The sequence below is a fragment of the Acidovorax temperans genome (assembly GCF_028596105.1).
Taxonomy (GTDB): domain Bacteria; phylum Pseudomonadota; class Gammaproteobacteria; order Burkholderiales; family Burkholderiaceae_C; genus Acidovorax; species Acidovorax temperans.
This window is the reverse complement of record NZ_CP117193.1, coordinates 56,095-79,012: the sequence shown is the minus strand read 5'-3', so window position 1 is coordinate 79,012 and position 22,918 is coordinate 56,095. Positions and strand designations below refer to the sequence as shown.

The 22,918-nt window shown below is 67.3% G+C and carries 18 protein-coding genes and 1 pseudogene; 15 read left to right on the top strand and 4 right to left on the bottom strand.

The window, feature by feature from the left end:
• Window positions 1-76 precede the first annotated feature (76 nt).
• The 15 genes and pseudogenes from glnE to PQV96_RS00295 all read left to right on the top strand — a co-directional run bounded on the left by glnE (window position 77) and on the right by PQV96_RS00295 (window position 19,179).
• Window positions 77-2,833 carry a bifunctional [glutamate--ammonia ligase]-adenylyl-L-tyrosine phosphorylase/[glutamate--ammonia-ligase] adenylyltransferase gene (gene glnE, locus PQV96_RS00365; protein WP_273624225.1) on the top strand — a complete coding sequence of 919 codons (2,757 nt, stop codon included), beginning with the start codon at window positions 77-79 and terminating at the stop codon, window positions 2,831-2,833.
• A 292-nt stretch (window positions 2,834-3,125) separates the two neighbouring features.
• Window positions 3,126-3,797: a CerR family C-terminal domain-containing protein gene (locus PQV96_RS00360; RefSeq protein WP_142082762.1), complete on the top strand. Its 672-nt coding sequence runs from the start codon at window positions 3,126-3,128 to the stop codon at window positions 3,795-3,797.
• A 41-nt stretch (window positions 3,798-3,838) separates the two neighbouring features.
• Window positions 3,839-5,237: pseudogene (locus PQV96_RS00355) on the top strand (efflux transporter outer membrane subunit).
• A gap of 45 nt (window positions 5,238-5,282) precedes the next feature.
• On the top strand, window positions 5,283-6,452 hold the full coding sequence (locus PQV96_RS00350) for an efflux RND transporter periplasmic adaptor subunit (RefSeq protein ID WP_207373595.1): 1,170 nt from the start codon (window positions 5,283-5,285) through the stop codon (window positions 6,450-6,452).
• 11 nt (window positions 6,453-6,463) lie between these two features.
• Window positions 6,464-9,550 (top strand): efflux RND transporter permease subunit, encoded by a 3,087-nt coding sequence (locus tag PQV96_RS00345; RefSeq protein WP_207373594.1) that lies wholly within the window; start codon window positions 6,464-6,466, stop codon window positions 9,548-9,550.
• A gap of 77 nt (window positions 9,551-9,627) precedes the next feature.
• Entirely contained in the window at window positions 9,628-10,839 is a 1,212-nt protein-coding gene (locus PQV96_RS00340; RefSeq protein WP_207373593.1) for an HD-GYP domain-containing protein, read from the top strand.
• A gap of 345 nt (window positions 10,840-11,184) precedes the next feature.
• A complete protein-coding gene (locus PQV96_RS00335) occupies window positions 11,185-11,793 on the top strand; it encodes a glutathione peroxidase (protein WP_198846108.1) in 609 nt (202 codons plus the stop codon).
• Between the two features lie 245 nt (window positions 11,794-12,038).
• Window positions 12,039-13,358 carry an NAD(P)/FAD-dependent oxidoreductase gene (locus tag PQV96_RS00330; RefSeq protein ID WP_273624223.1) on the top strand — a complete coding sequence of 440 codons (1,320 nt, stop codon included), beginning with the start codon at window positions 12,039-12,041 and terminating at the stop codon, window positions 13,356-13,358.
• Entirely contained in the window at window positions 13,355-14,161 is an 807-nt protein-coding gene (locus tag PQV96_RS00325) for a DUF1365 domain-containing protein (RefSeq protein ID WP_273624222.1), read from the top strand. The genes PQV96_RS00330 and PQV96_RS00325 overlap by 4 nt, the downstream gene beginning before the upstream one ends.
• Before the next feature lie 43 nt (window positions 14,162-14,204).
• The gene (locus PQV96_RS00320; protein WP_207373590.1) at window positions 14,205-15,440 is read left to right on the top strand and encodes an SAM-dependent methyltransferase; all 1,236 of its coding nucleotides are present in this window, start codon (window positions 14,205-14,207) and stop codon (window positions 15,438-15,440) included.
• A 30-nt stretch (window positions 15,441-15,470) separates the two neighbouring features.
• Window positions 15,471-16,019 (top strand): chalcone isomerase family protein, encoded by a 549-nt coding sequence (locus PQV96_RS00315; RefSeq protein WP_207373589.1) that lies wholly within the window; start codon window positions 15,471-15,473, stop codon window positions 16,017-16,019.
• On the top strand, window positions 16,016-17,326 hold the full coding sequence (locus tag PQV96_RS00310; RefSeq protein WP_273624221.1) for an MFS transporter: 1,311 nt from the start codon (window positions 16,016-16,018) through the stop codon (window positions 17,324-17,326). Before PQV96_RS00315 ends, PQV96_RS00310 begins: the two co-directional genes overlap by 4 nt.
• 47 nt (window positions 17,327-17,373) lie before the next feature.
• A complete protein-coding gene (locus PQV96_RS00305; RefSeq protein WP_273624220.1) occupies window positions 17,374-17,916 on the top strand; it encodes a DUF3833 domain-containing protein in 543 nt (180 codons plus the stop codon).
• 8 nt (window positions 17,917-17,924) lie between these two features.
• Window positions 17,925-18,707 (top strand): SDR family NAD(P)-dependent oxidoreductase, encoded by a 783-nt coding sequence (locus PQV96_RS00300; protein WP_273624218.1) that lies wholly within the window; start codon window positions 17,925-17,927, stop codon window positions 18,705-18,707.
• A 10-nt stretch (window positions 18,708-18,717) separates the two neighbouring features.
• The gene (locus tag PQV96_RS00295) at window positions 18,718-19,179 is read left to right on the top strand and encodes a nuclear transport factor 2 family protein (protein WP_273624216.1); all 462 of its coding nucleotides are present in this window, start codon (window positions 18,718-18,720) and stop codon (window positions 19,177-19,179) included.
• Window positions 19,180-19,201: 22 nt separating this feature from the next.
• Here PQV96_RS00295 and aroQ read toward each other — a convergent pair whose 3' ends face one another.
• The 4 genes from aroQ to PQV96_RS00275 form a co-directional block, all read right to left on the bottom strand.
• A complete protein-coding gene (gene aroQ, locus PQV96_RS00290; RefSeq protein WP_273624215.1) occupies window positions 19,202-19,681 on the bottom strand; it encodes a type II 3-dehydroquinate dehydratase in 480 nt (159 codons plus the stop codon).
• 88 nt (window positions 19,682-19,769) lie between these two features.
• Window positions 19,770-20,774, bottom strand: a complete 1,005-nt coding sequence (locus PQV96_RS00285; RefSeq protein ID WP_273624214.1) for a TRAP transporter substrate-binding protein — start codon at window positions 20,772-20,774, stop codon at window positions 19,770-19,772.
• A 63-nt stretch (window positions 20,775-20,837) separates the two neighbouring features.
• Complete coding sequence (locus tag PQV96_RS00280; protein ID WP_273624212.1) at window positions 20,838-22,118, bottom strand: TRAP transporter large permease subunit; 1,281 nt, start codon at window positions 22,116-22,118, stop codon at window positions 20,838-20,840.
• 43 nt (window positions 22,119-22,161) lie between these two features.
• Window positions 22,162-22,779, bottom strand: a complete 618-nt coding sequence (locus tag PQV96_RS00275; protein ID WP_273624210.1) for a TRAP transporter small permease — start codon at window positions 22,777-22,779, stop codon at window positions 22,162-22,164.
• Window positions 22,780-22,918: the final 139 nt, after the last annotated feature.

Genomic DNA, 22,918 nt, shown 5'->3' with positions numbered 1-22,918 from the left:
CCCCGCCTTCGGGCCTTGTTGAGCCTGACGCGTTCCTCTCCCCAGCCTCCTGCCTTCTTCGATCGCCGCGCCTGCCATGCAGAACCATTCCTCCGCCCCTTCCCCCTGCGCCACCATTCCTACCAGTGACGGGCAGGCCGAGCATTCGCGCTTTTTCCAGCGGCTGCACCGCCGCTATGGGCAGGACCTGGCCCTGCTGCCGCCGGGCGCACCCACCCGGGCCACGATGGAAGAGGCCATGGCCGCCCTGCGCGCGCGGGGTGTGGACATGGCCAGCGCCCTGCGCACGGTGCGGCAACTGGTCATGGAACGGCTCATCCGCCTGGACTGCGAAGCGCGTGCGCCCCTGGGCGATATCACCCGCGCTGTGACCGAGCTGGCCGAACTGGCCCTGGACCACGCCTGCCGCCACGCCCGTGAAGAGCTGGACAGCCGCCACGGCGCGCCCCAGGGCCCGCAAGGGCAGCCGGTGCAGTTGTGGATCATCGGCATGGGCAAGCTGGGCGCGCGCGAGCTGAACGTGTCGAGCGACATCGACCTGATCTATGTGTATGAGCACGACGGCGACACCGCAGGCATCGAGGGCGGCCGGGGCCGCATCTCCAACCACGAATACTTCGCCCGCGCCGTCAAGGCCATCTACAGCCTGGTGGGCGACACCACCGAGCACGGCTTTGTCTTCCGGGTGGACCTGGCCCTGCGGCCCAACGGCAATTCCGGCCCGGCGGCCATCTCGCTGTCGGCACTGGAAGAGTATTTGCAGGTGCAGGGCCGCGAGTGGGAGCGCTTTGCCTGGCTCAAGAGCCGCGTCGTGGCCCCCACCAGCTGCATTGGCAGCCCCGAGGTGCAGGCCCTGCGCGGCGTGGTGCTGCCGTTTGTCTTCCGCCGCTACCTGGACTACAGCGTGTTCGATGCGCTGCGCTCGCTGCACCGCCAGATCCGCGACCACGCCGCCAAGCGCAGCGCGGGCCACCCCGAGCGCGCCAACGACGTGAAGCTCTCGCGCGGCGGCATCCGCGAGATTGAATTCACGGTGCAGCTGCTGCAGGTGGTGCGCGGAGGCCAGTTCCCCGAGCTGCGCCGCCGCCCCACGCTGGAGGCCCTGCAGCGCCTGGCCCAGGCCGGGCTGATGCCACAGGAAACGGCCGACGCCATGGCCCGCGCCTACGTCTTCTTGCGCCAGGTGGAGCACCGCATCCAGTACCTGGACGACCAGCAGACCCATGTGCTGCCCACACGCGACGACGATCTGGCCTGGATTGCCAGCACCATGGGCTACCCCGACTGCTGCGCCTTTTTGCACGAGCTGGACGCCCACCGCGAGTTGGTGGCGCAAGAATTCGACACCCTGCTGGGCGGCAACGAGAAAAAGCAATGCAGCGGCGGCTGCGGCGGCCCCAAGGCATCGGCCCCGCCACCGCCCGAGCTGGAAAGCCTGCTGGAACAACTGCCCGAAGACTTTCGCGAACGCGTGGCCGAGTGGCGCAACAACCCGCGCGTGGCCAACCTGCGCGACGAGGCCCGCGCGCGGCTGTTCCGCATCGTGCAGCGCACCGCCCAGTGGCTGGGCGAAGGCCGCTGCAGCCTAGAAGCTGCCGGGCGCCTGACCAACTGGCTCGAACCCCTGATGCGCCGCGAAAGCTACCTGGCCCTGCTGCTGGAGCGCCCGCCCGTGCACCAGCAACTGCTGGCCCTGCTGGGCGCCGCCAAATGGCCCGCCCGCTACCTGCTGCAGCACCCCGGCGTGATCGACGAGCTGGTGGGCGACACGCTGATGGCCGAGCGCTTTGTGGTGGCCGACTTTGAACGCGAACTGGCGCAGCGGCTCAAGTCGCTGCAGTCCACCGGTGAAGACGACGACGAGACCCTGCTGAACCTGCTGCGCCGTGCCCAGCATGCCGAAACCTTCCGCACCCTGGCGCGCGACGTGGGCGGGCGCATCACCGTCGAGCAAGTGGCCGACGACCTGAGCGCCCTGGCCGACAGCGTGCTGCGCATCACCACCCAGTGGTGCTGGAACCGCCTGAAAAACCGCCACCGCGAGGTGCCGCAGTTCGGCATCATTGGCTACGGCAAGCTGGGCGGCAAAGAGCTGGGCTACGGCAGCGACCTGGACATCGTCTTTGTGTTCGACGACGACGACGAGCGCGCCCCCGAGGTGTATGCCGCCTTTGTGCGCAAGCTCATCAACTGGCTCACCGTCAAAACCGGCGAGGGCGACCTGTACGAGATCGACACCGCGCTGCGGCCCAACGGCAACTCGGGCCTGCTGGTGACCAGCTTTGATGCCTATGCCAACTACCAGCAGCAGCGCGGCAGCAACACCGCCTGGACCTGGGAACACCAGGCCATGACCCGTGCCCGCTTCGTGCTGGGCAGCCCCGAGCTGCAGGCCCGCTTTGATGCGGTGCGCGAAGCCGTCATCACCTCCGCCCGCGACGCCAGCGCGCTCAAGGAAGAGATCGTCACCATGCGCGAGCGCGTGCGCTCCGCCCACCCGGTGCCCAGCGGCATGTTTGAGGTCAAGCACAGCCCGGGCGGCATGGTCGATGCCGAATTTGCCGTGCAGTACCTGGTGCTGTCGCAATCTGGCGCCCACCCCGAGCTGCGCGGCAACCTGGGCAACATCGCCCTGCTGGAACGGGCCGAGCAAGTGGGCCTGCTGCCCGCAGGCGTGGGCCACGCCGCCGCCAACGCCTACCGCGAACTGCGCCGCGTGCAACACCGCGCACGGCTGGACGAAGCCCCCACCCAGGTCGAGCCCCCCGCCCTGCAAGCCGAGCGCGATGCCGTGCTGGCGCTGTGGCAGGCAGTGTTCGGGGCCGGGCACTGAGGCTGCTGCGTTTCAAGCCAAAATGGCTGCTGGCGCTTAATGGATAAGCGCCAGCAGCTACTTATTTGATAGCACACATCTCTGCGGCATCCAGTAGCAGCCGCAAGGCTGGCGGCAAGCCAGGCTGCCCCCGGCGGCGCCTGTGCCATGCCCCCAGCCCTACCCAGCCACGCGGCGGCGTCCTGCAAGCGCAGGGCTATCGGGCGTGCCCAATGCGCTGCAACACCACCGCAGCGTTCTGACACAAAAATTTAATTAATCAATTGATTAACTCGTGGTGTAATCCCGCACCATGGTTCCAGCCCCCCACCCTTCCCCTGCCACGCCCGATGCGGCCGACTCGCGCGCACGGCTGCTCAGCGCCGCGCTGCGGCTGTTTGCCGAAAACGGGTTCGCCAAGACCTCCATCCGCCAGATCGCCGAAGCGGCGGGGGCCAACACCGCCCTCATCAGCTACTACTTTGGCGACAAGAAAGGCCTGTACAACGCGGCCTATGCCGAGCCCCTGGGCGGGCCGCTGCAGGCCGATGCCGGGCCCGACGGCCATTCGCTGGACATTTTTCTGGAGCAGTTCCTCACCGGCTTCATGCGCCCGCTGGACATGGGCGACCAGGTGGAGCTGTGCATGCGCCTGCACTTTCGCGAGATGCTGGACCCCACCGGCCTGTGGCAGCAGGAGCTGGACAGCGAAATCAAGCCCCTGCACAGCACCCTCATCCGGCTGCTGTGCCAGGCCGTGGGCGCGCCCGCGCCCGACGACGACATCCACCGCCTGGCGCTGGCCATCTCGGCCCTGCCGCTGCAGTACTACGCCCACCGCGACCTGATCCAGCAGATGGCACCGCAACTGCTGAACGACCCCGAATGCCTGCAAGCCACCACCCGCAGGCTGATCGACTTTGCCCACCACCTGATTGCTGGCGAAACCCGCCGCCGCCAGGCCCCAGCCGGAGATGCCCCGTGACCGCACCCACCTCCCTCGCGCCCCGCAAGCGCCCTACCCCACTGCGCCGCCTGGGGTGGTTGCTGCCCCTGGCCGCCGCCCTGACGGCCTGCACCACCCTGCGCCCGCCCGCGCAGGTGGCACCCGCCACCCCCACCAGCTGGCAGGCCCCGCTGCCGCACGACGGGCAGTTGCAGCAACTCACCGACTGGTGGGCGCGCACCAATGACCCGGTGCTGGTGGCGCTGATCGAATCCGCCCAGCGCATCAGCCCGAACCTGGCGCAGGCACGCAGCCGGGTAGAGCAGGCCCGCGCCACGCAGACCACCGCCCGCGCTGCCCTGCTGCCCACGCTGGATGCGCAGGCCAGCGCCAGCCGAGGCGTAACGCCCCCTGTGACCACGCCCGCCACCACCGCCCAGGCCGGGCTGCAGGCGGGGTGGGAGATCGACCTGTTCGGTGCCAACCAGGCCACGCGCGATGCCGCCACCGAACGCCTGGCCGGTGCCCAGGCCCTGTGGCACGAGGCCCGTGTGAGCGTGGCCGCCGAGGTGGCGCTGCAGGTCAGCAGCCTGCGCACCTGCCTGCAGCAGCTGGATGTGGCCGAGCGCGATGCCCAGTCACGCGCGGCCACCGCGCGCCTCACACAAGACAGCCAGCGCGCAGGCTTCACCGCGCCCGCCACTGCGGCCCTGGCCAGCGCCAGCGCGGCCGAGGCCACGGCCCGCGCGGCCCAGCAGCGCATGCAGTGCGATGTGGAACTTCAAGACCCTGGTGGCGCTGACCGGCGAGCCCGAGCCCGCCCTGCGCAATCAGATCACCACCGCCCCCGTGCCTGGCTTTGACGAAGCCCGCTTCACCATCGCCACACTGCCCGTGCAGGTGGTGTCGCAGCGGCCCGATGTGTACAACGCCGAGCGCGAAGTGGCCGCCGCCAGTGCCGAGGTGGGCAGCGCCCAGGCGCAGCGCTGGCCACGCCTGTCGCTCACCGGCACCGTGGGCACCGCCTGGAGCCGTGCTGCGGGCACCACCACCGACCTCAGCACCTGGTCCTTCGGCCCGCTGGCACTGAGCCTGCCGCTGCTGGACGGTGGCCGCCGCACGGCGCAGGTGGATGCCGCCCGCGCCCATTACGACGAGGCCGTGGCCGTGTACCAGGGCCGCGTGCGCCAGGCCGTGAGTGAGGTCGAGCAAGCCCTGGTGCGCCTGCAAAGCACCGCCGAGCGCGCCGACAGCGCCCGCGCCGCCGTGCAGGGCTACCGCACCTCGTTCGACGCCACCGAGGCCCGCTGGCGCGGTGGCCTGGCCAGCCTGGTGGAGCTGGAAGACGCCCGCCGCACGCTGCTGGCCCTGCAGCACGAGCGCCAGTCGGCCTGGGTGGCGCTGTACCGCGCAGCCGGGGGCGGCTTTGATGCCGCCAACCCCACAGCCCCAAACACGCCAGCCGCCCCGGCGCTCTGAGCGCCCCAAACCCGAGCCCCCTTTTTGAAGAAACGGACGATGCACATGCCCGCATTCAAACTCTCTCCCGTCGCCCTGGCCCTGGTCGCCCTGTGCGTGCTGACCGGCAGCGCCGCGCTGCTGCACACCGGCGCCTCGCGCGCGGCCGACCAACCTGCCGCCGCGCAACCCCGCCCCGCCCTCACGGTGACCACCACCCAGCCCCAGCGCACCAGCGTGCCCCAGCGCCTGTCGGCCAACGGCAACGTGGCCGCCTGGCAGGAGGCCAGCGTGGGCGCTGAAAGCAACGGCCTGCGCCTGACGGCCGTGAACGTGAACGTGGGCGATGTGGTCAAGGCGGGCCAAGTGCTGGCCACCTTTGCCGCCGACACCGTGCAGGCCGACGTGGCCCAGGCCCGCGCCAGCGTGATGGAAGCCGAGGCCAACGCCGCCGAGGCCGCCGCCAACGCCGAGCGTGCGCGAGGCCTGCAAGCCTCGGGTGCCTTGAGCCAGCAACAGATCCAGCAATACACCACCGCCGAGCAGACCGCCAAGGCGCGCGTGGAGGCCGCCCGCGCGCAGCTCAACGCGCAGCAGCTGCGGCTGAAGTTCACCCAGGTGCTGGCGCCCGACAGCGGCGTGATCTCCGCCCGCACCGCCACCGTGGGTGCGGTGGTGGGCTCGGGCACCGAGCTGTTCCGCATGGTGCGCAAGGGCCGACTGGAGTGGCGCGCCGAAGTCACCCAGGCCGAGCTGGCGCGCATCCGCACAGGCGCCAAGGTGCAGGTCACGGCTGCCAGCGGCGCGGCGGTGGAAGGCACCGTGCGCATGGTGGCGCCCACCGTGGACACGCAAACACGCAACGCCCTGGTTTATGTGGACCTGCCCGCCCACGCCGATATCCGCGCCGGAATGTTTGCGCGCGGAGACTTTGCGCTGGGCGAGGGCCAGGCGCTCACCGTGCCGCAAGAGGCGGTGGTGGTGCGCGATGGCTTCTTCTACGTGTTTGTGGTGGACGGCCAGCAGCGCGTGCAGCAGCGCAAGGTGCAGCCGGGCCGCCGCGTGGCCGACCGGGTGGAGATCACCGCCGGGCTGGACGCGGGCGCCACCGTGGCCGTGCGCGGAGCGGGCTTTCTGAACGAAGGCGATCTGGTGCGCGTGGCCAACGACACCGCAGAATCCAAGCCAAAACAGGCTCCAGCGCCCGTCCCGCAATCGCAGGCAGCTAGCAAATAAGGAGCATTTGCATGAATGTCTCTACCTGGTCGATCAAGAATCCGATCCCGGCGCTGATGCTGTTTGTGCTGCTGACCTTCGGCGGCCTGATCGCATTCAACGCCATGAAGGTGCAGAACTTTCCGGACATGGACCTGCCCACCATCTCGGTGACGGTGAGCCTGCCCGGCGCCTCGCCCACCCAGCTCGAAAACGATGTGGCCCGCAAGGTCGAAAACAGCATCGCCACGCTGCAGGGCCTCAAGCACATCTACACCAAGGTGCAGGATGGCGGAGCCACCATCACCGCCGAGTTCCGCCTGGAAAAGCCCACGCAAGAAGCGCTGGACGACGTGCGCTCGGCCGTGGCGCGCGTGCGCGCTGACTTGCCCGGCGATGTGCGCGACCCCATCATCACCAAGATGGACCTGGCCGCGCAGCCGGTGCTGGCGTTCACCGTGGCCTCGCCGCGCATGGACGACGAGGGGCTGTCGTGGTTTGTGGACAACGACGTGGCCAAGAAGCTGCTCACCGTGCCCGGCGTGGGCGCCGTGAACCGCGTGGGCGGGGTGGATCGGCAGGTGCATGTGGCGCTCGATCCGCTCAAGCTGCAGGCGCTGGGCGCCACGGCGGCCGATGTATCGCGCCAACTGCGCCTGGTGCAAACCGAAAGCGCCGGTGGCCGCACCGACCTGGGCGGCAGCGAGCAACCCGTGCGCACGCTGGCCACGGTGCAGACCGCCCAAGAGCTGGCGGGCCTGACCCTGGCCCTTTCTGATGGCCGCCATCTGCGGCTGGACCAGGTGGCCACCGTGACCGACACCATTGCCGAGCCCCGCGCCCTGGCGCTGCTCAACGGCAAACCCGTGGTGGGCTTTGAAGTGGCCCGCAGCAAGGGCGCCAGCGAAGTGGAAGTGGGTGCCGCCGTGAAAGTGGCGCTGGCTGAACTGCGCGAAGCCCACCCCGGGCTGGAGGTGACCGAGGCCTTCAACTTTGTTCAGCCTGTGCAGGAGGAGTACGACGGGTCGATGCACCTGCTGTACGAAGGCGCACTGCTGGCCGTGGTGGTGGTGTGGCTGTTTTTGCGCGACTGGCGGGCCACGTTTGTGTCGGCGGTGGCGCTGCCGCTGTCGGTCATTCCGGCGTTCATCGGCATGCAGTGGCTGGGCTTTTCCATCAACGTGATCACGCTGCTGGCGCTGTCGCTGGTGGTGGGCATTCTGGTGGACGACGCCATCGTCGAGGTCGAGAACATCGTGCGCCACCTGCGCATGGGCAAGACGCCTTACCAGGCCGCGATGGAGGCGGCGGACGAAATCGGCCTGGCCGTGGTGGCCACCACCTTCACGCTGATTGCGGTGTTTTTGCCCACCGCATTCATGAGCGGCATTGCGGGCAAGTTCTTCAAACAGTTTGGCTGGACGGCGTCGCTCGCCGTGTTTGCCAGCCTGGTGGTGGCGCGGGTGCTCACGCCCATGATGGCGGCGTACATCTTGAAGCCCATCGTCACCGCCCACGACGAGCCGCGCTGGATGGGCGTGTACCTGCGCTGGGCTGCGTGGTGCATCAAGCACCGCTGGATCACCTTCGCCGCCACCATTGCGTTCTTTGTGGGCTCGCTCGCGCTCATCCCGCTGCTGCCCACGGGCTTCATCCCGCCGGACGACAACTCGCAAACCCAGGTGTACCTGGAGCTGCCCCCTGGCGCCACGCTGGCCCAGACCCGTGGCGTGGCGGAAGACGCGCGCCAGCGCGTGGCCGCAGTGGCGCATGTGAAGAGCGTGTACACCACCATCGGCGGCGGCTCGGCGGGGTCGGACCCGTTCGCGGGCGGCAGCAATGCCGAAACGCGCAAGGCCACGCTGACCATCACGCTGGATGCGCGCGGCGAGCGCCCGCGCAAGCAGGGCATCGAGGCCGACATCCGCACGGCGCTGGAAACCCTGCCCGGCGTGCGCACCAAGGTGGGCCTGGGCGGCTCGGGCGAGAAGTATGTGCTGGTGCTCACCGGCGACGACCCGCAGGCGCTGCAGACCGCCGCGCTGGCGGTAGAGAAAGACCTGCGCACCATCCCCGGCTTGGGCAGCATCTCGTCCACCGCCAGCCTGGTGCGCTCGGAAATCGCCGTGCGCCCCGACTTTGCCCGCGCCGCCGACCTGGGCGTGACCAGCAGCGCCATTGCCGAGACCCTGCGCATTGCCACCGTGGGCGACTACGACACGGCCCTGCCCAAGCTGAACCTGGCCTCGCGCCAGGTGCCCATCGTCGTCAAGCTGCAAGACGATGCGCGCAAGGACCTCTCGGTGCTCGAGCGCCTGCCCGTGCCCGGCGCCAAGGGCCCGGTGCTGCTGGGGCAGGTGGCCACGCTGGAGTTCAGCGGCGGCCCCGCCGTGGTGGACCGCTACGACCGCGCGCGCAACGTGAACTTCGAGATCGAGCTGTCGGGCCAGCCGCTGGGCGACGTGACGCAGGCCGTGGCCGCGCTGCCCTCCATCACCAACCTGCCGCCCGGCGTGCGCCAGATCACCATTGGCGATGCCGAAATGATGGAGGAGCTGTTCACCAGCTTTGGCCTGGCCATGCTCACCGGCGTGCTGTGCATCTACATCGTGCTGGTGCTGCTGTTCAAGGACTTTTTGCACCCGGCCACCATCCTGGTGGCGCTGCCGCTGTCTTTGGGCGGAGCGTTTGTGGGGCTGCTGATTGCGCAAAAGAGCTTCTCGATGCCCTCGCTCATCGGGCTCATCATGCTGATGGGCATTGCCACCAAGAACTCCATCCTGCTGGTGGAATACGCCATCCTGGCGCGGCGCGAGCAGGGCATGACGCGCTTTGAAGCGCTGATGGACGCCTGCCACAAGCGCGCGCGCCCCATCATCATGACCACCTTGGCCATGGGCGCGGGCATGATGCCCATTGCCCTGGGGCTGGGCGCGGCGGACGGAAGCTTTCGCTCGCCCATGGCGGTGGCGGTGATTGGCGGGCTGATCACCTCCACCTTCCTGAGCCTGCTGGTCATTCCCGCCGTGTTCACCGGGGTGGACGACCTGGGGCTGAAGTTCGGAAAGCTCTGGCGGCGCGTGACGGGAGGGTCGGCCAACACCCCTGAAGCCCGTTGAAGGCCCGAACTACGGGGCAAGCCCGGGGGTTTGCAAGCTTTTGACAGTTGCAGTTCTCGGGATAATGGCTTCCGCCTATGAACCTCGTCCCCATCAATTCCGAGTCGGTGCCCCTCGGCCAACCCCTGCCTTTTGCGCTGCGTTCCGCCAATGGCGCGTTGCTGGCCCAAAAAGGCTTTGTGGTGAGTGATGCCAAAGCATTGAGCGACATCACGGGCATGGGCATTCAACTGTGCGTGGATGTGGACGAATCCGGCGACAGCTACCGCGCCTACGTGGGCCGCTTGCAGCAAATGCTGATGGCAGAAACCTCGCTGGGCGAGCTGGCCTCTGTGAAGATGAGCGCCCCCGCCCCGGCGCCTGCCCCTGCCCGCAACCGCGAAGAGCGCGGGCCCCTGGACTGGTCCGAGCTGCAACTGCGCGTGATGCAGGTGCTGCGGGCGCCCAAGGCGGTGGATTTTCGGGAGCGCCTGCAGGCCCTGCACGAAGACCTGGCCCGCCGCTGCGAGCAGGCGCCAGACGCCACCTTGCTGGCACTGATCTTCCTGTCGGCCCAGGAAACCCGCCTGTACAGCGGCACTCACGCCATGCTGGTCAGCTGCGTCTGCATGGTGGTGGCCCGCGAAATGCTGCGGTGGTCGCCCGCCCAGGTGCGCCGCCTGGGCGCTGCGGGCCTGACCATGAACATTGCCATGACCGAGCTGCAAGACCAGCTCGCACAGCAAACCCAGCCCCTGACCGCCCGCCAGATTGCCGCCGTGGAAGACCACGCCGCCCGCTCGGCCGCGATGCTGGCCGAGCTGGGGGTGACCGACGCGGTGTGGCTGGAGGCCGTGCGCCACCACCACCACCGCAAGCCCGGCCCCTTCGCCGAAAAGACCGAAGGCGAGCAAATGGCACGCCTGATCCAGCGCGCTGACGTGTTTGGCGCGCGCATCTCACCCCGCGCCTCGCGCTGGCCCATGCCCGTGACTGCGGCCATGAAGGCCAGCTATTACGACGAGGAAAACAAGGTGGACGAAGCTGGCGCCGCCCTCGTCAAAGGCCTGGGCGTGTACCCGCCCGGCGCCTTCGTGCGCCTGGCCAGCGAGGAAGTGGGCGTGGTGCTGCGCCGCGGCATCAGCGCCACCACCCCGCGCGTGGCCATCGTCACCAACCGCCTGGGCATGCCCACGGGCGAGTTCATCCCCCGCGACACATCGCAGCCGCAATGGAAGATCACCGGCGTGGTCGCCCACAAGGACGTGCGCGTCAAGATCGCGCTGGACCGGCTGCTCCCGCTGGTCTGACCCCCTGCGGCGGCCGCAAGCCCCCGCACCCCTCTCGCAACCCCCTACCCGGCGCCTGGCTTTGGCGGGAGGGCGTTCGCGTCGCCAGCAGGCGCTGGGCCCAGGTATCTCTGCGCCTGCGCAGTCCAATAGCTATTAAAAACATAGCTGCTTGCGCTTATCTGGCGGGCTTTACACCCATTTCTTGCTTGAAAACCGATGCTCCCTGGCCCGCCAGGTGGTCAGGCACGCGTGCTGAATCCAAACGCGCAGGTCAACCGTATACCAATCAGTACAAATAAAAACTCACTTGGACAAAAAATGATTCAGCGGTTAAATTGCTTACCCATCACTTCAGAGAAGACCATGCGCGCCGCACTGACCCATCGTTACATCGTCGTCCAACTGGCCATAGTGGGGCTATGGGGGTTTGCCAACCCGGCCGCCCACGCGGCCGATGCGCCTGCCGCCGCCAGCGCTGCAGCTTGCCCGGCCACGCTGCAGCACACCTATCTGCGCCTGCAGGACGAAAAGCCCCAGTCGCTGTGCCAATACGCGGGCAAGGTGGTGCTGGTGGTGAACACGGCCAGTTACTGCGGCTTCACCGGCCAGTACAAGGGGCTGGAAGAGCTGTACAGCCGCTACAAGGACAAGGGGCTGGTGGTGCTGGGCTTCCCGTCCAACGATTTCGCACAGGAAAAGAGCAGCAACAAGGAAATTGCTGACTTTTGCGAAAACACCTTCGGGGTGAAGTTCCCCATGTTTGCCAAGACCGCCGTGCGCGGGGCCGACGCGTCGCCCCTGTACAAGCAGCTGGCCCAGCTCTCGGGCACGGCGCCCAAGTGGAACTTCCACAAATACCTGCTGGGCCGCGATGGCCGGCTGGTGGACAACTATTCCAGCATGACCGCCCCCGACAGCAAGAGCCTGGTGCGGGCCATTGAGCAGCAGCTCGCGGTGGCGGCGCCCCGCTGAGCGGCAACCCTTCTTTACTTTTCTTTAAAAAAAATGCGCGATCAGCTCTGGAACTTCTGCAAAGGGGCCCCACTCTATCCCCTGCAAGAGCGCGGTACGTGCTCTCCCGGTTTAACGTTGCGAAGCCTTTCGGTGCCTCGGGTTCCGACTGCCCTCCTGGAGCGCTTCTCCTCCCTCCCTCTCTTATTCGTTTCGGGGTGCTTCGCAACCTTTTTATTCGCTGAGTCGGCCAGAGGGGGCCGGCCATGAAAGTCGCCATCATCGGCTCCGGCATCTCCGGGCTCTCGGTGGCGCACCAGTTGCGCAGCCAGGCGCAAGTCACCTTGTTTGAATCCGGCAGCTACTTTGGCGGCCACACCCACACGGTGGATGTGACCCTGCCCAACGCGGCGGGCAAAGCCGTCACCCACGGGGTGGACACGGGCTTTCTGGTCTTCAACGAACGCACCTATCCGAATCTGATCGCCCTGCTGGCCGAGCTGGGCGTGGCCACGGCCAAGTCCGACATGTCGTTCTCGGTGCAGGTGCCCGGTGCGCGCGGCGGCAAGGCACTGGAGTGGAGCGGCACCAACCTCTCGACCGTGTTCGCCCAGCGCAGCAACCTGGTCAACCCCCGTTTCTGGGGCATGCTGACCGACCTGCTGCGCTTCAACCAGCTGTGCACCCGCATTGCCCGGGCCCATGCCGAGCAGGCGCTGATGCAGCCGCTGGGCGACTTCCTCAAAGAACACCGCTTTGGCGACGCCTTCCGCGACTGGTACTTCCTGCCCATGCTGGGCTGCATCTGGAGCTGCCCGACGGACCAGATGCTGAAGTTCCCGGTGGCAACGATGATCCGCTTCTGCCACAACCACGGCCTGATCCAGGTGGCGAACCGGCCCCAGTGGTGGACGGTGACCGGCGGCGCCCGCAACTACGTCGAAAAAATCCTGGCCGGCGTGCCCGACAAGCGCCTGAACACCCCCGTGCGCCGCATCGAGCGCGACGCCGCCGGCGTGCGCGTGTCCACCGACCAGGGCACCGAGCATTTCGACCATGTGGTGCTGGCCACGCATTCCGACCAATCCCTGGCGCTGCTGGCGCAACCCACAGCGCAGGAGCGTGAGGTGCTGGGCGCCATCCGCTACCAGCCCAACCGCGCCGTGCTGCACACCGACACCACCGTGCTGCCGCAGCGCCGCGCTGCCTGGGCCGCCTGGAACTACGAGCGCGCCCAGCAAACCGACCGCGAGAGCGCACGCGAAAGCACCAGTGTGTGCCTGCACTACCTGCTCAACCAGCTGCAGCCCTTGCCGTTTGCCCAGCCGGTGGTGGTGTCGCTCAACCCGGTGCGCAACATCAACCCGCGCCAGATCATTGGCGAGTACGAATACGCCCACCCCGTGTTCGATTTGGGCGCCATTGCGGCGCAGCAGCAGGTGCCTGCGCTGCAAGGCCAGCACAACACCTGGTTCTGCGGTGCCTGGACGGGCTACGGCTTCCACGAAGACGGGCTCAAATCCGGCCTGTCCGTGGCGCGCCAACTGGTGCCGCTGTTGCAAGCACCGCAAAGGCTGGCCGCATGAACACCGAGCCCCGCGCTCCCATCGCCACCGCGCAGCCGCTGCTGGGCTTTGGCCAAGTGCGCCACACGCGGCTGCGGCCTGCCCGCCATGCGTTTGCCTACGCCACGTTTTTCGCCATGCTGCCCATGCGCACGCTGGCCCAGGGCGGTAGCCCCGGCGCGCTGGCCGTGAACCGGCGCGGGGCCATCAGCTTCCACGACGTGGACCATGGTGATGGCCGCAGCGCCGAGCAAGGCGGCGCCCTGGCGTGGCTGGACGGCCTGCTGCAGGCCGAAGGCATTGACGACGCCACGGGCGAGGTGTGGCTGCACACCTACCCGCGCGTGCTGGGCTACACCTTCAAGCCGGTGAGCTTCTGGTACTGCCACCGCGCCGATGGCAGCCTGCGCGCCATCCTGGTCGAGGTGAACAACACCTTTGGCGAGCGCCATTGCTATTTGCTCGACGCCCCGCAGTACGGCGTGGAGCAGCAGGCGCGCAAGGTGTTCCATGTGTCGCCGTTTTGCGAAGTGACGGGCGGCTACCGCTTCCGCTTCATGCGCACAGCCCCCGGCCCGCAGGATGCCGGCCGCACCGTGGTGCGCATTGATTACGACGACGCCAATGGCCCCCTCATCCAGACCAGCGTGAGCGGCACCCTGCAACCCGCTACGGCCCGCACCCTGCGCCAGGCGCTGTGGGGCTACCCGGCCATGACGCTGGCCATCATCGCCCGCATCCACTGGCACGCGCTGCAGCTGTGGCTCAAGCGCGTTCGTTTTCATCGCAAGCCCGAGGCCCCGGCCTCGATCGTGACCCGTTGACATGCACGACCCGTATTCCGCACCCACCTGCGAGACCACTGCCATGAACTCCACCACCGCACCCCGTTCTGCCCTGGCCTTGCCCGCTGGCACGCCCGCTGCCGCGCGCACCGCTCTGCAACTGCTGCAGCGCCTGCAGCACGGCCACCTCACGGTGCAGCTGCCCGACGGCACGCAGCGGCACTTTGGCCCCGGTGGCGGCCCCTCGGCGGCCATTGCCTTCAAGAACTGGAACGTGTGCAGTGCCGCCCTCAAGTCGGGCGACATCGGCTTTGCCGAGAGCTACATCGCTGGCGACTGGACCACACCGCACCTGACCGACCTGCTCAAGCTCTTCATCGCCAACCGCCAGCAGGTGGAAGGCGTGATCTACGGCACCTGGGCCGGGCGTCTGCTGTACCGCATCAAGCACCTGCTCAACCGCAACACCAAGGCCAACAGCCAGAAAAACATCCACGCGCATTACGACCTGGGCAATGCGTTTTACGAGCTGTGGCTGGACGACACGATGAACTACTCGTCCGCCTGGTTCGAGGGCGATGCGGGTGGCGACATGCGCACCGCCCAGCTCGCCAAGGTGCGCCGGGCGCTGCGCATGGCCGGTGTGCAGCCGGGCGACCGGGTGCTGGAGATTGGCTGCGGCTGGGGCGCGCTGGCCGAAATGGCCACCACCGAATTCGGCGCCACGCTCACCGGCGTGACGCTGTCCACCGAACAGCTCGCGTTTGCCCGCAAGCGCATGGCGCAGCACGGCGTGGCGGGCCAGGCCGACCTGCGGCTGCAGGACTACCGTGACATCAGCGACGGCCCGTACGACGCCATCTGCTCCATTGAAATGGTGGAGGCCGTGGGGCGCGAATACTGGCCCACGTACTTTGCTTCCATCAAGCGCCTGCTCAAGCCCGGCGGCAAGGCCTGCATTCAGAGCATCGTGATCGACGACGGGCTGTTCAAGCGCTACATCAGCTCCACCGATTTCATCCAGCAGTACATCTTCCCCGGCGGCTGCCTGCCCTGCCCGCGCGAGTTCCGCCGCGAAGCCGAGGCCGCAGGCCTTCGCGTGGTGGACGAGTTCGCCTTTGGGCAGGACTACGCCGAAACCCTCAAACGCTGGCGCGAGCGCTTCCTGGCGCAGCGCGCTGAGATTTTGAAGCTGGGCTTTGACGAGCGCTTCATGCACATCTGGGAGTTCTACCTCGCCTACTGCGAAGCCGCGTTTGCCATGCAGAACATCGACCTCGTGCAGTACACGCTGGTGAACGACAGCGCCGCTGCCTGACCACCTCCTTCCACCGCCGGGCCATTTACTATGAAAACGATAGCTGCTTGCGCTTTATTGGCGTGCGTTACAGCCACTTTTTTATCAAACCCCGCACAGGGCAGCGAAACCACGCCCCTGCCCGGCACGGTGCTGGCTGGCCAAGGCACGATGCGCTTTTTTGGGCTGGAGGTGTACCAGGCACGCCTGTGGGTGAGCCCCGGCTTTGCCCCTGAGCGCTACGGCGACCAGCCCCTGGCGCTGGCTCTGACCTACCAGCGCAACTTCACCGCGCAGGCCATCGCCAAACGCTCCATCGAAGAAATGCGGCGCGTGGCCCCGTTCAGCGCCGAACAGGCCGAACGCTGGCAAGCCGCGTTGCAAGCCGCCTTGCCCGATGTGAAGCCGGGCGACACCCTCACCGGCATTTACCGCCCAGGCGGCGGTGCCGTCTTTCGCATGGGCGACAAGGTGGTGGGCAAGGTGGCCGACCCTGAATTTGCGCGCCTGTTCTTTGGCATCTGGCTCTCGCCCAACACGTCAGAGCCCGCGCTGCGCCAGGCGCTGCTGGCCAGCCGCAGCACGGCAGGATCGCCATGACCGCACCTGGCGCACCCGGCACGCTGCCTGCACGCCAAGGCCTGGCCTATGGCCTGCTGGGCCTGTCCCTGGCCTTTGTGGCGCTGCCGCTGTACGTGCTGCTGCCCAACCACTACGCGCGCGCCTACGGCATGCCGCTGGCCACGCTGGGGGCCGTGCTGCTGGCGGCCCGCCTGTTCGATGCCGCCACCGACCCGCTGCTGGGCCGGCTGAGCGACCGGCTGTTTGGCCGCTCCACCCGCACCGTGCTGGGCGCGGGGGCCGGGTCGGCCGTGGTGCTGGCGCTGGGCATGTGGGCGCTGTTCTTCCCGCCCGTGCAGGGCCAGCAGGCCCTGGCCTGGTGGGCGCTGCTGTGCCTGCTGGCCACCTACCTGGCCTACAGCCAGCTCAGCATTGCGCACCAGTCGTGGGGCGCCCGCCTGGGCGGTGATGAGGCACTGCGCAGCCGCATCGTGGCCTGGCGCGAAGGCGCGGCCCTGGTGGGCGTGGTCCTGGCATCGTTGCTGCCCAGCTTGCTGGGCCTGCCTGCCATGCTGGGCGTGTTTGCCGCCACGCTGGTGCTGGGCTGGTGGGCCTGGGCCTGCGCGCCCCGGCCTGCGGCGCAGGGTGCCGACATGCATGGCGTGTACCACCCCGCCCAGCACGCCAGCCTGTGGCGGCCCTGGGGGCGTCCGGCCTTCCGCCGCCTGCTGGTGGTGTTCATGCTCAACGGCATTGCCAGCGCCATCCCGGCCACGCTGGTGCTGTTCTTTGTGCAAGACCGGTTACAGGCGCCATCCACGCAGGAACCGCTGTTCCTGGGCGCCTACTTCGTCTGCGCCGCCCTGTCGATCCCGCTGTGGCTGCGCGCCGTGGGCCGCTTTGGCCTGGCCCGCACCTGGCTCATGGGCATGCTGCTGGCCGTGGCCGTGTTTGCCTGGACGGCAGCCTTGGGCACTGGCGATGCCATCGCGTTTGCCGTGGTGTGCGCCCTCTCGGGCGTGGCGCTGGGCACCGACCTGGCCCTGCCCAGCGCCCTGCTGGCCGGCGTGATTGCCTACGAAGGCGACAGCGGCCAGCACGAAGGCGCGTACTTTGGCTGGTGGAACTTTGCCACCAAGCTCAACCTGGCCCTGGCCGCCGGGCTGGCGCTGCCACTGCTGGCCCTGCTGGGCTACACCCCCGGCACCCGCAGCGAAGCCGGCCTGCAAACCTTGAGCCTGGCGTATGCCGTGCTGCCCTGCCTGCTCAAGCTGGCGGCGGCTGCCGCGCTGTACCTGCTGGTGGTGCGGCGCACGCCCGGCAGCGCTGCGTTCCAGGCCCCGTGATTTTTCTCAATGCAACCCTGCACCTCACCCACCACCAAGGCCTTCCCATGATCCAACGCCGAACCCTTCTGGGCGCCACCGCCGTGGCGCCGCTTGCGGCCCTGACCGGGTGCGCCAGCCAGAACCTGGCCGGATACGCCAGCGAAAAGCCCGTGCTGGACCTGACCCAGTACTTCAATGGCACGGTAGATGCCCACGGCATCTTCCAGGGCCGCAGCGGCCAGATCGCCCGCCGCTTCACGGTGGTGATGGAGTGCAGCTGGAAGGACAACGAAGGCGTGCTGGACGAAGCCTTCACCTATTCCGACGGCCCCACCCAGCGCCGCATCTGGCGGCTGACCAAGCTGCCCGGTGGCCACTACACCGGCACCGCCGACGACGTAGTGGGCCAGGCCAAGGGGCAGACGCAGGGCAACGCCTTTCGCTGGACCTACACGCTGGCGTTGCCGGTGGATGGCAAGGTCTACCACGTGGACTTTGACGACTGGATGTACCTGATCGACGAGCGCGTGATGCTCAACCGCGCCACGATGAGCAAGTTTGGCGTGCGGCTGGGTGAGATCACCCTGTCGTTCACCAAGCGCACCTGAGCCACGCCATGAGTCTCAATCCCCGCATCCATTACTGGCAGGGCCGACGCGTGTGGCTGGTGGGCGCCTCCAGCGGCATTGGCCGAGCCACAGCGGCGCTGCTGCATGCGCGGGGGGCGCAGGTCATTGTGTCGGCCCGCAACGCGCAAGCCCTGCAAGCGTTTGTAGATGAGCACCCCGGCAGCGTGGCCGTGCCGCTGGACACGGCCCACACCGCCCAGGTCAAGGCCGCTGCGCAGCAGGTGCTGGCGGGCGGCCCGCTGGACCTGGTGTGCTACTGCGCGGGCCACTACCGCGACATGCGCGCCACCGACTTCGACCTGACCGAAGCCCTGCGCCACGAAGACGTGAACTACACCGGCACCTTGCGCGTGCTGGCCAGCGTGCTGCCGGCCATGCTCGCATCGGCCAAGATGGGGCGGCCAGGGCATGTGAGCCTGGTCAGCAGCGTGGCGGGCTTTCGCGGCCTGCCCAAGAGCCTGGCCTACGGCCCCACCAAGGCGGCCCTCATCAACCTGGCCGAGGCGCTGTACCTGGATCTGCACGCACTGGGCATGGGCGTGAGCGTGGTGAACCCGGGCTTCGTGGCCACGCCGCTGACGGCGCGCAACGACTTCACCATGCCCGCGCTCATCACGCCCGAAGCAGCGGCTGCAGCCATCGTGCGCGGCTGGGAAGACGGCGAGTTCGACATCCACTTCCCCAAACGCTTCACCCGCTGGATGAAATGGCTGCGGTTGCTGCCCTACCGGTGGTACTTTCCGGCAGTGCGCCGCTTTACCGGCCTGTAAAACCCTCGCCATGGAACACCCCCTGAGCCCCCCAGCAGCCTTGACGGAAGAAGCCGTCAGCCGCGTCATCGTCTTTTTTGAAACGCTGTCGCCCGCAGGTGTGGCGCAACTGGGCGAGCTTTACGCGGCAGAGGCGCGCTTCAAAGACCCGTTCAACGAGGTGCAGGGCGTGCCCGCCATCCAGGGCATCTTTTCCCATATGTTCGAGGCGCTGGAACAGCCGCGCTTCATCGTCACCGGCCGGGTGGTGCAAGGCCAGCAGTGCTTTCTGACCTGGGATTTCCTGTTCGCCTTCCAGAACTTTCACAAGGGCGTGACGCAGACAGTGCGCGGCGCCTCGCACCTGGTGCTCGACGAGCAAGGCCTGGTCACACTGCACCGCGACTATTGGGACGCCGCCGAGGAGCTGTACGAAAAGCTGCCCGTGGTGGGCGGGCTGATGCGCTGGCTCAAGCGCCGCGCGAACAGTTAGCGGACCGAGGCGCCCGCCGCGTTCATGCCGCCTTGGCCAGCTTGCGCACCAGGTAGTGCAGCGCCATTTCATAGCCCTGGATGCCCAGGCCTGCAATCACGCCATCGGCAATGCCCGAGATGTAGGAGTGGTGGCGAAACTCTTCGCGCTTGTGCACGTTGCTGATGTGCACTTCCACCACCGGCAGGGCCACGCCCGCCAGCGCATCGCGCAGCGCCACGCTGGTGTGGGTGAGGCCCCCGGGGTTGATGACGATGCCGCGCGTACCGTCCAGGCGCGCAGCGTGGATGCGGTCAATCAGGTGGCCTTCGTGGTTGCTCTGGAAGCAGGCGGCCGTGGTGCCCAGCCGCTCCGCCTCGGCGGCAAAGTGGCGCTCCACATCGGCCAGGGTGTCGGCACCGTAGATGTGGGGTTCGCGCGTGCCCAGCAGGTTCAGGTTGGGGCCGTTCAGAAGAAGAATGCTCATGGCGGTGGAATCAGCGTAACGAGGGAAATACGGCATTGTCTGCCCAATGGCCGCCACCGGCCCGGCAGCGATACCAACGCCCGCACCCGAGGTGCTTGCTCAGGTGCGTGTTTAAGGCCAGCGCTTATTTGGCAGCGCGCAGCTTGGCCAGGGTGTCGTACACCTCTTTCACCGTGTCGACGCCCACCTTTTCGCTGTGCTTTTCAATCACAGGCTTCATCTTGGCGCGCAGCTTGTCCAGCTCGGCGGCAGGGAATTCGGTCACCTGCATGCCTGCCTTCTTGAGCTGGTCGAGCGCCACGTCCGACTGCACGCGCGAGACGCCGCGCTGGAACGTGGTGGCTTCGGCCATGGCGTCGTTGATCCACTTTTGCTCGGCGGGCGAGAGGCCGTCCCAGAACTTCTTGCTGACGATGACGGCCTGCGGGTTGTACATGTGGCGCGTGATGGCCAGGTGCTTTTGCACTTCGTTGAATTTGGACGAGAGGATGGTGGTGACCGGGTTCTCCTGCCCGTCCACGGCCTTTTGCTCCAGCGCGGTGTACAGCTCGGGGAAGGGCATGGGCACGGCGTTGGCGCCCAGGGCGTTGAACATGTCGATATAGATGGGCGACTGGATCACGCGGATCTTCAGGCCCGCCAGGTCTTCAGCCTTGGTGATGGGCTTTTTGCTGTTGGTGACGTTGCGAAAGCCCAGCTCCCAGTAGGCCAGGCCCACCAAGTTCTTGGCCTTGAGCTTGTCGAGCAGCTTCTTGCCGAAGGGGCCGTCGGTCACGGCATCGGCCTCTTGCGGCGAGGCAAACAGGAACGGGAAGTCGTAAATGCCGAATTCCTTGGTCTGTGCCGACAGGATGCCCGCGTTCAGCACCGTCATCTCCACCGTGCCGCCTTGCAGGGCCGACACGGTCTGCAAATCGCCGCCCAGCGTGCCGCCGGGGAACAGCTTGACCTGGATCTTGCCGCCACTCTTGGCCGCCACCAGGTCGGCAAACTTTTGCGCGCCCTGCGCCTGGGGGTGATCCTTCTGGTTCTGGAACGCGAACTTGATGGTGCGGTCTTGGGCGTGCGCGCCCGACACCAGCGAGGCAGCCACCAGCGCCGTGGCCAGCAGGGTTTTCAAGAGGGTCATGGAAGGCTCCTTGGTAGGGATGGATGAAGCAAGGCCGTAAGAGGAAAAGGGCGGCGAGGGCGTTCAGCCGCCCAGCCAGCGCAGCGGCACCATCACGATGGATGGGAAGGCCACCAGCAGGAACATCACGATGAACTGCGCCAGCATGAAGGGCATGACACCGCGCGTCACATCCGACATGGAAATGCGTCCCACCCCTGCCACCACGTTGAGCACCGTGCCCACGGGCGGGGTGATGAGGCCGATGGCATTGTTGATGATGAACAGCACGCCGAAGTAGACGGGATCGATGCCAGCGGCCTTCACCACGGGCATGAGCACAGGCGTCAGGATGAGGATGGTGGGGGTCATGTCCATGGCCGTGCCCACAATCATCACCAGCAGCATGATGGCGACCAGCAGCAGCGTCTGGTTGTCCATGAAGGGCTCCAGCATGCCAATGATCTTGCTGGGCAGGTCGGCCACCGTGATGAGCCAGGCCGACACCATGGCCGCAGCCACCAGGAACATCACCACGGCGCTGGTGCGTGCGGCGGCTTGAAAGATTTCTGCCAACTGCCCAAAGCTCAGTTCGCGGTACACCACCATGGCGACGAACAGGGCGTACACGGCGGCCACCACGGCCGCTTCGGTCGGCGTGAACACGCCCATGCGCAGGCCCACCAGAATGATGACGGGCAAGCCCAGGGCCCACACCGATTCGCGCAGGGCCTTGAGCACTTCCGCGCGGCTGGCGCGGGCGGGTGGCGCCACTTTTTCACGGCGCACCAGCCACCACCAGGTGATGGCCAGCGCGATGCCCAGCAGCACCCCGGGCACGATGCCCGCGAGGAACAGCTTGCTGATGGACACATTGGCCGCCACACCAAAAATCACGAAACCGATGGACGGCGGAATGACCGGGGCGATGATGCCCGCCGAGGCAATCAGGCCCGCAGAGCGCGCCTTGTCGTGCCCGGCCGCCACCATCATGGGCAGCAGCAGCGAAGCCAGTGCCGCTGCATCGGCCACCGCAGAGCCCGATACCGCCGCAAGAATCACCGCCGCCATGATGGCCACGTAGCCCAGGCCACCGGGCACATGGCCCACCACAGCCAGTGCCAGCTTGACGATGCGTTTGGACAGCCCGCCCACGTTCATGATTTCGCCCGCCAGCATGAAGAACGGCACCGCCAGCAGCGGGAACGAGTCTGCGCCGTTGATGACGTTCTGCGCCAGGATCTGGGCGTCGAACAGATCGAGGTGCCACATCAGCGCAATGCCGCTGAGGAGCAGCGAGTAGGCGATGGGAATGCCAATCGCCATGGCGATCAGCAGAGAGCCGAGGAAGATGGCGACGGTCATGGGCGGCGGTGCTCAGGAAAGAGGGGGCGGTGGGCGCGGGCCATCAAGGCTTGCGCGCAGGCGGCGAATCGTCTTTGGCCACGATGGGCCCGTGCGAAAAATGGGGCGCCACATCGCCCAGGTTGCGCTGCTCCAGCGCGGCCACTTCTTCGCTTTCCTGCACCATCACCAGTTCCTGGTCGCTCGGGTGGGTGAGCAGCGTGCGCAGCAAGTCGCGCAGCAAGATGGCCATGGAGGAAATGCCCAGCATCACGCCGCTGGCGTAGAAGATGCCCACCGACGCGCCGGTGACGGGCGCTTCGGTGTCCCAGTTGATCTCTGCCTGCACCCAGCTGCCTTTGAGCAGCAACCAGGACACATACAGCATGGACACCTGGGCCAGCACCAGGCAGATCTTCTTGCCCGTGCGGGGCAGGCGCGACACCAGGGCATCGGTGCCCAGGTGCCCGTGTTCGCGCAGGGCCACCACAGCGCCCATGAAGGTCAGCCACACAAACAGCCAGCGCGAGACTTCTTCGGACATGGTCAGGCCCGAGTTGAAGGCGTAGCGCAGCACCACGTTGCCGAAGACCAGCACCACCATGAGGGCGAGGAACAAGCCCCCCAGCATGTCCAGCGCTCGTGTGTAGCCCCGCAAAACGCGGTCCACCAAATCGAACATGGTTGTCTCCAGTCAAAACGTTATCGGCTGCTGGAATTATTTTGTACGAACTGGTTAGTTTTAATGATTCGGGCAAACCCTTGGTGAATGGCAGGCCCAGAATTCACGCGCACATCTGCCCTCAAGCCCGCCAGCGGCC